10 protein-coding genes are annotated in these 12,063 nt (G+C 70.6%); all 10 read left to right on the forward strand.

The features are described from left to right. Positions 1-227: 227 nt before the first annotated feature. Positions 228-1,145 carry a homoserine kinase gene (gene thrB, locus ACWGJ5_RS05160; RefSeq protein WP_453308417.1) on the forward strand — a complete coding sequence of 306 codons (918 nt, stop codon included), beginning with the start codon at positions 228-230 and terminating at the stop codon, positions 1,143-1,145. A gap of 404 nt (positions 1,146-1,549) precedes the next feature. Continuing rightward, positions 1,550-3,517, forward strand: a complete 1,968-nt coding sequence (gene rho / locus ACWGJ5_RS05165) for a transcription termination factor Rho (protein ID WP_453308418.1) — start codon at positions 1,550-1,552, stop codon at positions 3,515-3,517. 130 nt (positions 3,518-3,647) lie between these two features. After that, positions 3,648-5,528: a trypsin-like serine protease gene (locus ACWGJ5_RS05170; RefSeq protein WP_453308419.1), complete on the forward strand. Its 1,881-nt coding sequence runs from the start codon at positions 3,648-3,650 to the stop codon at positions 5,526-5,528. Positions 5,529-5,724: 196 nt separating this feature from the next. Further along, positions 5,725-6,855, forward strand: coding sequence for an LCP family protein (locus ACWGJ5_RS05175; RefSeq protein WP_453308420.1), 1,131 nt, complete (start codon positions 5,725-5,727; stop codon positions 6,853-6,855). Between the two features lie 155 nt (positions 6,856-7,010). Continuing rightward, positions 7,011-7,235, forward strand: a complete 225-nt coding sequence (gene rpmE, locus ACWGJ5_RS05180) for a 50S ribosomal protein L31 (protein ID WP_014675000.1) — start codon at positions 7,011-7,013, stop codon at positions 7,233-7,235. 105 nt (positions 7,236-7,340) lie between these two features. Next, complete coding sequence (prfA, locus tag ACWGJ5_RS05185; protein ID WP_453308421.1) at positions 7,341-8,408, forward strand: peptide chain release factor 1; 1,068 nt, start codon at positions 7,341-7,343, stop codon at positions 8,406-8,408. Between the two features lie 39 nt (positions 8,409-8,447). After that, entirely contained in the window at positions 8,448-9,293 is an 846-nt protein-coding gene (gene prmC / locus ACWGJ5_RS05190; RefSeq protein WP_453308422.1) for a peptide chain release factor N(5)-glutamine methyltransferase, read from the forward strand. Between the two features lie 61 nt (positions 9,294-9,354). Beyond that, positions 9,355-10,002: an L-threonylcarbamoyladenylate synthase gene (locus ACWGJ5_RS05195; protein ID WP_228623577.1), complete on the forward strand. Its 648-nt coding sequence runs from the start codon at positions 9,355-9,357 to the stop codon at positions 10,000-10,002. Continuing rightward, positions 9,999-10,676, forward strand: coding sequence for an arsenate reductase/protein-tyrosine-phosphatase family protein (locus ACWGJ5_RS05200; RefSeq protein ID WP_228623578.1), 678 nt, complete (start codon positions 9,999-10,001; stop codon positions 10,674-10,676). The genes ACWGJ5_RS05195 and ACWGJ5_RS05200 overlap by 4 nt, the downstream gene beginning before the upstream one ends. Before the next feature lie 84 nt (positions 10,677-10,760). Further along, the gene (locus tag ACWGJ5_RS05205) at positions 10,761-11,999 is read left to right on the forward strand and encodes a serine hydroxymethyltransferase (RefSeq protein WP_453308423.1); all 1,239 of its coding nucleotides are present in this window, start codon (positions 10,761-10,763) and stop codon (positions 11,997-11,999) included. Positions 12,000-12,063 lie beyond the last annotated feature (64 nt).

Genomic DNA, 12,063 nt, shown 5'->3' on the forward strand with positions numbered 1-12,063 from the left:
CCTGACAGGGTGCACAGGGGGCTTGCGACACGCATCGTGCGCCTCCTGTGCGCCCTATGTCGCCACAGAACCTTCCTTCGATAGGCTGTACTGAACCCGCCCGTTGCATATGCCTGGCACATGGCTGCGCATATGGGCGACGCCGCGCCGTCTGCGCGGCCGGAGGGTCTCCACGTACGTATCGAATGTCTTCGACAGTCACGCAGCTCAAGGAGAGTCAACGAGCGATGGCCGGTCCAGCGTTCCGCGCCGCCGCCGTCCGGGTGCGCGTTCCCGCCACCAGCGCCAACCTCGGCCCGGGCTTCGACGCCCTAGGCCTCGCGCTGGGGCTCTACGACGACGTGGTCGTCCGGGTGGCCGACTCCGGGCTGCACATCGACATCGCGGGGGAGGGCAGCGAGACCCTTCCGCGTGACGAGTCTCACCTTCTCGTCCGCTCCCTGCGCACCGCCTTCGATCTGCTGGGCGGGCAGCCCCGGGGCCTGGAGATCGTCTGCGCCAACCGCATCCCGCACGGCCGCGGCCTCGGCTCCTCCTCCGCCGCCATCTGCGCCGGCATCGTCGCCGCCCGCGCGGTGACCATAGGCGGCGAGGCCCGTCTGGACGACGCGGCGCTGCTGGCACTGGCCACCGAGATCGAGGGCCACCCGGACAACGTGGCCGCATGTCTGCTCGGCGGTTTCACCCTGTCCTGGATGGAGGCCGGCGCCGCCCGGGCGATCAGGATGGAGCCCGGCGATTCCATCGTTCCGGTGGTTTTCGTGCCCGGAAAGCCGGTCCTGACCGAGACCGCGCGCGGCCTGCTGCCGCGCACCGTGCCGCACGTCGACGCCGCCGTCAACGCGGGCCGTGCCGCCCTGCTCGTCGAGGCGCTCACCCGGCGCCCCGAGCTGCTGCTGCCCGCCACCGAGGACCGCCTCCACCAGGAGTACCGCGCCCCGGCCATGCCGGAGAGCGCCGCGCTGGTGGAGCGGCTGCGCGCCGACGGCATCCCGGCCGTCATCTCGGGCGCCGGACCCACCGTCATGGCGTTGGCCGACGCCGAGAGCGCCGACAAGGTGGCCCACCTCGCGGGCGTGGGCTGGGCCGCGAACCGGCTGGACCTCGATGTCCAGGGAGCGAGCGTGCTGCCGCTTGCGACCTGACACACGGTTGCCGGATTTGGAGAGGGGGAATGTTTGTTGGATCCGGTAGTGTTAACCTCAAGTCTGCACCCGACCCCACCATGGCGAGGTGCCTCGTGTCCCAGTCCGGGACAGACATTCTTCCGGGAGCCCCCCACGCCACTCCGTGTTCCGTACGCCGTACCTGGGCAGTACGTCGTATGCGGGCACTGAGCGGGCCGCCGGGCACGCTCCGGAATCGGTGCTACCACGCCACGTGACACTCGGTGCCACGGCTCGCGGAAGCGCCAATCAACGCACATTTCCTCCGCCGCTTTGGCGGACCACCGCCCCGGCACGGTTCACGGAAGACAGGACCGTAGCCGGACAGCACAACCGGTCGCCGAGCCAGACAGGCCGACGTCCGCTCCAGGGAAGGACCCTTCGTGAGCGACACCACCGATCTGATGGGCGCACGTGTCGAGGAGACCGCTGCCGCGCCCGCCACGGACGCCTCCGCGCCTGCCACCGGTGCCGGCTCCCGGCGGCGCCGCGGTACCGGCCTCGAGGGCATGGTGCTGGCCGAGCTGCAGCAGGTCGCCTCGGGCCTCGGCATCAGGGGCACCGCGCGGATGCGCAAGAGCCAGCTGATCGAGGTCATCAAGGAGGCGCAGGCCGCCGGGGGCGCCGCCCCCAAGGCCGAGACCGCCACCGAGACCAAGCCGAAGCGCCGCGCCACCTCCAAGGCCCGTACCGGCGACGACGCCGAGAAGAAGGCGGAGGCCAAGACCGAGGCCCCCGCCGAGAAGGCCGTGGCCCAGCAGCAGATCGAGATCCCGGGCCAGCCGGCCTCCGACGACGCCCCGACCGAGCGCCGTCGCCGCCGCGCCACCGCCGAGGCCGGCAGCCCCGCCCCGAGCAGTGCAGAGACCGTGGCCGCCGAGGCCAAGGCGGAGCCCAAGGCCGAGACGCCGGCCCAGCAGCCGCAGGCGCAGGGCGACGCCGGTGACGGCGACGGCCGTGGCCGCCGCGACCGCCGGGAGCGCGGCCGGGACCGCGAGCGTGACCGCGACCGCGACCGCCGCGGCAAGGGCGACGACCAGCAGGGCGGCCAGCAGCGTCAGCCGCAGGGCCAGCAGCAGGGCGGCCGCCAGGACCGCCAGCAGGACGACGACGACTTCGAGGGCGGCCGCCGGGGCCGGCGCGGCCGTTACCGGGACCGCCGAGGCCGCCGTGGCCGCGACGACATCGCCGAGCCGCAGCTCGCCGAGGACGACGTCCTGATCCCCGTCGCGGGCATCCTGGACATCCTCGACAACTACGCCTTCATCCGGACCTCCGGCTACCTGCCGGGCCCGAACGACGTGTACGTCTCCCTCGCCCAGGTCCGCAAGAACGGCCTGCGCAAGGGCGACCACGTCACGGGTGCGGTCCGTCAGCCGAAGGAGGGCGAGCGCCGCGAGAAGTTCAACGCGCTGGTCCGCCTCGACTCCGTCAACGGCATGGCGCCCGAACACGGCCGCGGCCGCCCGGAGTTCAACAAGCTGACCCCGCTCTACCCGCAGGACCGGCTCCGCCTGGAGACCGACCCGGGCGTGCTGACGACCCGCATCATCGACCTGGTCTCGCCGATCGGTAAGGGCCAGCGTGGTCTGATCGTGGCCCCGCCGAAGACCGGTAAGACCATGATCATGCAGGCGATCGCCAACGCGATCACGCACAACAACCCCGAGTGCCACCTGATGGTCGTCCTCGTCGACGAGCGTCCGGAAGAGGTCACCGACATGCAGCGGTCGGTGAAGGGCGAGGTCATCTCCTCGACCTTCGACCGTCCGGCCGAGGACCACACCACGGTCGCCGAGCTCGCCATCGAGCGCGCCAAGCGTCTGGTGGAGCTGGGCCACGACGTCGTCGTGCTGCTCGACTCGATCACGCGTCTGGGCCGTGCCTACAACCTGGCGGCTCCGGCCTCCGGCCGCATCCTGTCCGGTGGTGTCGACTCGACCGCGCTGTACCCGCCGAAGCGGTTCTTCGGTGCGGCGCGGAACATCGAGGACGGCGGTTCGCTGACCATCCTGGCCACGGCTCTCGTGGACACCGGGTCCCGCATGGACGAGGTGATCTTCGAGGAGTTCAAGGGCACGGGCAACATGGAGCTCAAGCTCGACCGCAAGCTCGCGGACAAGCGGATCTTCCCGGCCGTGGACGTCGACGCCTCCGGTACGCGTAAGGAAGAGATCCTGCTCGGGGCCGAGGAACTGGGCATCGTCTGGAAGCTGCGCCGAGTGCTGCACGCGCTCGACCAGCAGCAGGCGATCGAGCTGCTGCTCGACAAGATGAAGCAGACCAAGTCGAACGTCGAGTTCCTGATGCAGATTCAGAAGACGACGCCGACGCCCGGCAACGGCGACTAGTCGGTAGAGACTGGATAAGAAAGAGGGCCGCCCCCCGTCAATCGGTGACGGGGGGCGGCCCTTTGGCGCTGAGAGGTACGGGTGCGTGTCACGCGCCCCTTCTGACTCATCGCTTCATGGGGGGACTCTTTTGTCCACACCTCTGCCCCGCGCCGGCCGGCACAGACGCCGCATACGCATCGGCCTGCCCGTCGCCGCCGCCGGTGTCGCCGCGGCCGTCGCCGCCGCGCTGCTGACCACCTCCGCCGGTGCCACGACGGCCTCGGCCTCGCCGACCGTCAAGCCGGCCACCAGCTCCGCGTCCCTCACCGAGCTGACGGACCGCGTCGCGGGCGCGCTCACCACCGACAAGGACTTCAAGAAGGCCTCGGGGACCAAGGACACGAAGGGCACCGGGACGGCTGCTTCGTCTTCCGCGTCGTCCCCGTCGTCCTCGTCCACGACGTCCGGCACCGGCACCGTCAGCCCGATGATCATCGGCGGTACCACCACGAGCATCACCTCGGCCCCGTGGATGGCCCAGCTCTGGTACTACGACGACAAGGGCACCACGGCCACCGGCGACGACGTCGGCTTCTTCTGCGGCGGTGCCGTGGTGGCGCCGACGAAGATCCTGACCGCCGCGCACTGCGTCAAGGGCTTCGACTGGCACGCCAACGGCGCCATCGTCACCGGCACCGACCAGCTGCCCACCACCGACACCTCCGGCAACACCGACCTGCACGGCGGCACGGTCTCCGGTGTCTGGCGGCAGTGGAACCACCCGTCGTACAACGCGACGGCCATCGACAACGACATCGCCGTTCTGACCCTGCCGAGCCCGGTCAAGGCCACGCCGATCCGCATGACGACGTCGACCGACACGGCGTCCTACGCGGCCGGCACGAGTGCCAAGGTCTACGGCTGGGGCCGCACCAGCTCCACCAGCCAGGACATCTCGCAGACGCTCAAGACGGCGACCCTGCCGATCCAGTCCGACAGCACGTGCGCGACCGCCTACAAGCAGCCCGACGGCAGCGACCCGTTCATCGCGGGCCACATGGTCTGCGCCGGCAACCCCGCGTCCGGCAGCGACTCCGGCACCACGGCCACCTGCAACGGCGACTCCGGCGGCCCGCTGGTCGTGAACAACCGCATCGTCGGCATCGTCTCCTGGGGCGTGGAGAACTGCGTCGCCAAGGGTTCCTACAGCGTGTTCAGCAAGGTGAGGACGTACGTCGGCGCCGCCTACCCGCGCATCGACGACACCAACCTCAGCGGCGACCACAAGGCCGACCTGTTCGTCCGCAGCCAGTCCACGTCCACCGGCTACGAGAAGGACTCCCAGGGCACCTCGTTCGGGGCCCGCATCTCCTGGGGCAGCTTCTCGGGCTACAACACGATCCTGCAGACGGACCTGGACCGGGACGGCTACCAGGACTTCGTCCTGCGCCGCAGCAGCGACGGCGCGGTCTTCTGGCTGCACTACATCCCGGCCACCCAGAGCTGGAGCAAGAAGGAGATCTTCAGCAACTGGTCCACCCGGAAGTTCACCGTCGCCCCCGGTGACGTCACCGGCGACTACCTGCCCGACCTGCTCTCGGTCGACTCCTCCGGCAACCTGTGGATCTACCCGGGCAAGGGCGACGGCTCCTTCGCCTCCCCCGTCAAGGTGGGCTCCGGCTGGGGCCAGTACAACTCCCTGCGCGGCCACGGCGACTTCGACGGCGACGGCAAGGCCGACCTGATCGCCCGCCAGAGCAGCACCGGCGACGTGTACCTGTACCGGGGCACCGGCACATCCGGCTCGGGCGCCTTCGCCGCCCGGATCAAGGTGCGCAGCGCCTGGACCGGCTACAACGCCTTCGACGCGGTCGGCGACATCACCGGTGACGGCAAGGCCGACTTCCTGGCCCGCAACACCGGCGGCACGCTCTACCTGTACCCGGGCACCGGCAAGGCGACCAGCGAGATCTTTGCCACAAGGATCTCGGTCGGCACCGGTTTCCAGGCGTACGACATCTGGGGCTGAAACCCCAGGTGAGCGAGGCTCACCGCCCGTAACCCGATGACGCACAGTGCCCATCGCCGCACGCGATGGGCACTGTGCGTTGTGCAACCCTTGCCCGAGTTTCTCCGTCTGCCCTTACGGAGCGACGATGGAGCGGTACCGACCGCGCCTGACCCTGAAAGCAGGGGGTAACCGAGCGACGAGACCTAGGAGTGTTGTGTCCGCCGAGAGCACGCCGGAGCCCGCCATAACCACGCCGGGTGAGACCGGCCCCCGCCGCAGCGGCGAGGGCCGCCGCCGCAAGGCCCGCGGCAAGAGCCGCAAGGGCGTACGCGTCGCGGCCTGGACGGCCGCCGGTGTGGTGGTGCTGGCGGGGACGGGCGCGGGGTACCTGTACTTCAAGCTCAACGGCAACATCCGAAGCGTCGACATCGACCAGGCCCTCGGCAACGACCGGCCCTCGAAGATCGACAACGGCTCCGAGAACATCCTCGTCCTCGGCTCGGACACCCGCTCCGGCTCCAACAGGAAGCTCGGCGGCGGCACCGACGACGGCAGCGCCCGCTCCGACACGGCGATGATCGTCCACGTCTACGAGGGCCACAAGAAGGCCAGCGTGGTCTCCGTCCCCCGGGACACCCTGATCGACCGCCCGGCCTGCACCGACACCAAGGGCACCACGCACCCGGCCGCGAACGGCACGATGTTCAACGAGGCCTACTCCACCGGCGGCGCGGCCTGCGCGGTGAAGACCGTCGAGTCCCTCACCGGCATCCGCATGGACCACTACCTCGAGGTCGACTTCGCGGGCTTCCAGAAGCTCATCGACGACCTCGGCGGCGTCCCGGTCACCACGGCCAAGACCATCGACGACCCGCAGAGCCACCTGAACCTCGAGGCCGGCACCCACACCCTGAACGGCCGGCAGGCCCTCGGCCTGGTCCGTACCCGGCACGGCGTGGGCGACGGCTCCGACCTGGGCCGCATCCAGCTCCAGCAGGCCTTCGTCAAGGCGCTGCTCAACCAGGTCAAGCACGTCGGCGTCCTCACCAGCCCCAAGAAGCTGTACGACCTCGCCGACACCGCCACCAAGACGGTCACCACCGACTCCGACCTGGGCTCGGTCAACTCCCTCATCGACTTCGCGGACGGCCTCAAGGGCATCGCCGCCAAGAACATGACCATGATCACCATGCCGGTCCAGTACGACCCGGCGAACCCCAACCGCGTGCTCATGGAGAAGCAGAAGGCCCAGCTGGTCTGGGACGCGCTGAAGAACGACCGCCCGATCCCCAAGTCGGCCACGGCGGGTACGGCCACGGGTGAGGCCAACGGTGTGGTGAGGTAGCCGGCGACACACCCGCTCACCCGCGGGAATAGAACAACCGCACCCCCGGTTTGGGTGGATGGCCCCAGTCCTGGCAGACTGGTACGTCGGCTCCGGTTCACGCTCCCGCACCCCGCGGCAGCGACCCGGCGCCCTCCCGAAACCTAGGAGACACCTTGAAGCGCGACATCCACCCCGCGTACGTCGAGACGCAGGTCAGCTGCACCTGTGGCGCGTCGTTCACCACCCGTAGCACCATCGAGTCCGGCACCATCCGGGCCGAGGTCTGCTCCGAGTGCCACCCGTTCTACACGGGCAAGCAGAAGATCCTCGACACCGGTGGCCGTGTGGCCCGCTTCGAGGCCCGCTTCGGCAAGGCTGCCGCCGGCTCCAAGAAGTAGCGAGCCCCATTTCGCCGGTCCACGGTCACGCCCTCGTGGGGGTGTGCCCGGGACCGGCGTTTTTGGTCGCCCGCCCTTCCCTCACCCGCAGTACAGGAGCCCAAGATGTTCGAGGCCGTCGAGGAACTCGTCGCCGAGCACGCCGATCTGGAGAAGAAGCTCGCCGACCCGTCGGTCCACTCCGACCAGCAGAACGCGCGCAAGCTGAACAAGCGCTACGCCGAGCTCACCCCGATCGTCGCCACGTACCGCTCCTGGAAGCAGGCCGGCGACGACGCCGAGACCGCGCGTGAGCTGGCGGCCGACGACCCCGACTTCGCCGCCGAGGTCAAGGACCTGGAGAAGCAGCGCGAGGAGCTCACCGAGCGCCTGCGCTTCCTGCTGATCCCGCGCGACCCGAGTGACGACAAGGACGTCATCCTGGAGATCAAGGCGGGCGCGGGCGGCGACGAGTCGGCCCTCTTCGCCGGCGACCTGCTGCGCATGTACCTGCGCTACGCCGAGCGCGTCGGCTGGAAGACCGAGATCATCGACGCCACCGAGTCCGAGCTGGGCGGCTACAAGGACGTCCAGGTCGCGGTCAAGGCCCGCGGCCAGCTCGAACCCGGCCAGGGCGTGTGGGCCCGGCTGAAGTACGAGGGCGGCGTGCACCGCGTGCAGCGCGTGCCGGCGACCGAGTCGCAGGGCCGTATCCACACCTCCGCCGCCGGTGTCCTCGTGACCCCGGAGGCCGAGGAGGTGGACGTGGAGATCAACCCCAACGACCTCCGCATCGACGTCTACCGGTCCTCCGGCCCGGGCGGCCAGTCGGTCAACACGACCGACTCCGCGGTGCGCATCACGCACCTGCCGACCGGCGTCGTCGCCTCCTGCCAGAACGAGAAGAGCCAGCTGCAGAACAAGGAGCAGGCGCTGCGTATCCTGCGCTCCAGGCTGCTCGCCGCGGCGCAGGAGGAGGCCGAGCGGGAGGCCGCCGACGCCCGCCGCAGCCAGGTCCGCACGGTCGACCGCTCCGAGAAGATCCGCACCTACAACTTCCCGGAGAACCGCATCTCCGACCACCGCGTCGGCTTCAAGGCGTACAACCTGGACCAGGTCCTGGACGGCGACCTCGACGCGGTCATCCAGGCCTGCGTCGACGCCGACTCGGCGGCGAAGCTGGCGGCTGCGTAAGACACCTACGCACGTACGAGCACGACACGGAGGACTTGCGTGAACCTGCTGCTCGCGGAGGTGGCCCAGGCCACCCAGCGGCTGGCCGACGCCGGCGTGCCCTCGCCGCGCACCGACGCGGAGGAGCTCGCCGCGTTCGTGCACGGTGTGAAGCGCGGCGGACTGCACTCCGTGAAGGACTCGGACTTCGACGCCCGGTACTGGGAGGTCATCGCCCGGCGCGAACAGCGCGAGCCGCTGCAGCACATCACCGGGCGGGCCTACTTCCGCTACCTGGAACTCCAGGTGGGGCCGGGCGTGTTCGTGCCCCGGCCCGAGACCGAGTCCGTGGTGGGCTGGGCCATAGACGCCGTACGCGCCATGGACGTCGTCGAGCCGTGCATCGTCGACCTGTGCACCGGCTCGGGCGCCATCGCGCTCGCCCTCGCCCAGGAGGTCCCGCGCTCCCGTGTGCACGCCGTGGAGCTGTCCGAGGACGCCCTGGTGTGGACGCGGAAGAACGTGGCGGGGTCCAGGGTCGACCTGCGCCAGGGTGACGCCCTGACGGCCTTTCCCGACCTCGACGGACAGGTCGACCTGGTGATCTCCAACCCGCCGTACATCCCGCTCACGGAATGGGAGTACGTGGCCCCGGAGGCCCGTGACTACGACCCCGAGTTGGCGTTGTTCTCCGGCGAGGACGGCCTGGACCTGATCCGGGGCATCGAGCGCACCGCTCACCGGCTGCTGCGCCCGGGCGGTGTCGTCGTGATCGAGCACGCCGACACCCAGGGCGGCCAGGTGCCGTGGATCTTCACCGAGGAGCGGGGCTGGGCCGACGCGGCCGACCACCCCGACCTCAACAACCGCCCCCGGTTCGCGACCGCCCGCAAGGCGCTGCCGTGAGCACCCCTCCCGCAGTCTTTTCCGAAGTCCCGCATTACGTGTACGAGGAGGCCCGCTAGACATGGCACGGCGATACGACACCAACGACGCGACCGACCGCGCGACGGGTCTGCGCGAGGCAGCGTCCGCCGTCCGCCGGGGCGAGCTGGTGGTCCTGCCGACCGACACGGTGTACGGCATCGGCGCCGACGCGTTCTCCTCGGAGGCGGTCGCCGACCTGCTCGCCGCCAAGGGCCGGGGCCGCAGCATGCCCACCCCTGTCCTCATCGGCTCCCCGAACACGCTGCACGGCCTCGTCACGGACTTCTCCGAGCTGGCCTGGGAGCTGGTCGACGCGTTCTGGCCGGGCGCCCTGACCCTCGTCGCCAAGCACCAGCCGTCCCTGCAGTGGGACCTGGGCGACACACGGGGCACGGTGGCCGTCCGTATGCCGCTGCACCCGGTCGCGATCGAACTGCTCACCGAGGTCGGCCCGATGGCCGTCTCCTCCGCCAACCTCACCGGCCACCCGGCGCCGGAGAACTGCGACGCCGCCCAGGACATGCTCGCCGACTCCGTCTCCGTCTACCTCGACGGCGGCCCCACCCCGGGCAACGTGCCGTCGTCCATCGTGGACGTCACCGGCCGGGTGCCGGTGCTGCTGCGCGAGGGCGCGATCTCGCCGGAGGAGCTGCGCAAGGTCGTACCCGACCTCGAGGTGGCGAATTGACGGCCCCTGAAGCGGGGCGTGGCATAGGCATCGGGGAACGTGCGGCGGAGCAGACGACGACGTTCGGCTTTCCGCGCGACACCTTCCGCATCCTCCACGTCAGCACCGGCAACGTGTGCCGCTCGCCCATCACCGAGCGGCTGACCCGCCATTTCGTGGCGGAGCGGCTCGGCGTGCTCGGCGGCGGGCTGATCGTGGAGAGCGCGGGCACCTGGGGCCATGAGGGCGCGCCGATGGAGGCCAACGCGGAGGCCGTGCTGGCCGACTTCGGCGCGGACGCCTCCGGCTTCACCGGCAGGGAACTGCTCGACGAGCACGTCATCATGGCCGACCTGGTCCTCACCGCGACCCGCGACCACCGCGCCCAGGTCATTTCCATGGGCCATTCGGCGGGCCTGCGTACCTTCACCCTGAAGGAGTTCACCCGCCTGGTCCGTGCGATAGACACGGCCACGCTGCCGCCCCTGGAGGACGGCGTGGTCATGCGCGCCCGCGCCCTGGTCCGGGCGGCGGCGGCGCTGCGCGGGTGGCTGCTCGCGCCCACGGCGGAGGCGGACGAGGTCCACGACCCGTACGGGGCGCCCCTGACGTTCTTCCGGTCGATCGGGGACGAGATACACCAGGCGCTGGATCCGGTGGTGACGGCGCTGACCGGGGTACCGGCGCGTACGTAGACGCTGGACGTCGATACCGGGCATACCGCACATCCCGGGCCTACATTGGTGATACGTCACCGTCGACCGCCCCGGGAGCCCGCCATGTCGGTCACCCCTACCCTCGAGACCGACGTCCTGCGGCGGCAGGACCCGGCGATGGCCGAGATCCTCCTCGCGGAGCTGGACCGTCAGTCCACCACCCTGCAGCTGATCGCAGCCGAGAACTTCTGCTCGCCGGCCGTGCTCGCCGCGCTCGGCTCCGCGCTCGCCAACAAGTACGCCGAGGGCTACCCCGGTGCCCGGCACCACGGCGGCTGCGAGATCGTCGACCTCGCCGAACGCGCCGCCATCGACCGCGCCAAGGAGCTGTTCGGCGCCGAACACGCCAACGTCCAGTCCCACTCCGGCTCCTCGGCCGTCCTGGCCGCCTACGCCGCCCTGCTGCGCCCCGGCGACACCGTCCTCGCCCTCGGACTGCACTACGGCGGCCATCTCACCCACGGCTCGCCCGCGAACTTCTCCGGCCGCTGGTTCGACTTCGTCGGCTACGGGGTGGACGCGGAGACCGGGCTCATCGACCACGACCAGGTGCGGCACCTGGCCCTGGGCCACCGTCCCAAGGCGATCGTGTGCGGCTCGATCGCCTATCCCCGGCACATCGACTACGCCTTCTTCCGTGAGGTCGCCGACGAGGTCGGGGCCTATCTGATCGCCGACGCCGCGCACCCGATCGGGCTGGTCGCCGGCGGCGCGGCGCCGAATCCGGTGCCGTACGCCGACATCGTGTGCGCGACCACCCACAAGGTGCTGCGCGGTCCGCGCGGCGGGATGATCCTGTGCGGCAGCGAACTGGCCGAGCGCGTCGACCGGGCGGTGTTCCCGTTCACCCAGGGCGGCGCGCAGATGCACACGATCGCCGCGAAGGCCGTCGCGTTCGGCGAGGCGGCAACACCGGCCTTCGCCGTGTACGCCCATCAGGTGGTCGCCAACGCACGGGTTCTCGCCGGTCACCTGGCCGGCGAGGGCCTCACGGTCACCACCGGCGGCACGGACACCCACCTGATCACCGCCGACCCCGCCCCGCTCGGAGTGGACGGCCGTACCGCGCGCGGCCGGCTGGCCGCCGCCGGGATCGTGCTGGACTGCTGTGCGCTGCCGCACGGCGACGGCCGGGGCCTGCGCCTGGGCACGGCCGCGGTGACCACGCAGGGCATGGGAGAGCCGGAAATGGTGCGGATCGCCGCGCTGATGGCTGCCGTGCTGCGCGGCGAGCGGGAGCCGGCCGGGGCCCGGGACGAGGTGCGCGTTCTCACAGCAGCTTTTCCGCCGTATCCGGGCTGAACGGGGGTAGGCGTTGTCCCGTACATCCCGGTGTGCGCCATGACCCACAGCCGGGCGTGCAACC

It is taken from the genome of Streptomyces sp. NPDC054783 (assembly GCF_053611725.1).

Bases quoted from the DNA above. Each gene is read 5' to 3' on its own strand.
- thrB (WP_453308417.1), top strand. From the start codon at position 228: ATGGCCGGTCCAGCGTTCCGCGCCGCCGCCGTCCGGGTGCGCGTTCCC.
- prfA (WP_453308421.1), top strand. From the start codon at position 7,341: ATGTTCGAGGCCGTCGAGGAACTCGTCGCCGAGCACGCCGATCTGGAG.
- ACWGJ5_RS05195 (WP_228623577.1), top strand. From the start codon at position 9,355: ATGGCACGGCGATACGACACCAACGACGCGACCGACCGCGCGACGGGT.
- ACWGJ5_RS05205 (WP_453308423.1), top strand. From the start codon at position 10,761: ATGTCGGTCACCCCTACCCTCGAGACCGACGTCCTGCGGCGGCAGGAC.